The organism is Xanthomonas codiaei, from assembly GCF_002939785.1.
GTDB lineage: Bacteria > Pseudomonadota > Gammaproteobacteria > Xanthomonadales > Xanthomonadaceae > Xanthomonas > Xanthomonas codiaei.
The window spans coordinates 1-296 of record NZ_MDEC01000099.1; the positions used below are offsets into that span (position 1 = coordinate 1).

Here is a 296-nt window from a genome sequence, read left to right on the forward strand (position 1 = left end):
GACCGCGCCAATACGGTGTCGGTGGGCAGCGTGGGCGGCGAGCGTCAGGTGGCCAATGTGGCCGCCGGTACGCGTGCCACCGATGCGGTCAACAAGGGCCAGCTGGACAGCGGGGTTGCCGCGGCCAACAGCTACACCGACAGCCGCTACAGCGCGATGGCCGACAGCTTCGAAAGCTACCAGGGCGATATCGAGGACCGTCTGCGCAGGCAGAACCGTCGCCTGGACCGCCAGGGTGCGATGAGCTCGGCGATGTTGAACATGTCCGCCAGCGTGGCGGGTATCGCCTCGCCCAA

The 296-nt window shown here is 67.6% G+C and carries 1 pseudogene; it reads left to right on the forward strand.

Going from position 1 to position 296, the window contains the following annotated elements:
* Nucleotides 1–296: pseudogene (locus tag XcodCFBP4690_RS22205) on the forward strand (hypothetical protein); the annotation flags it as partial.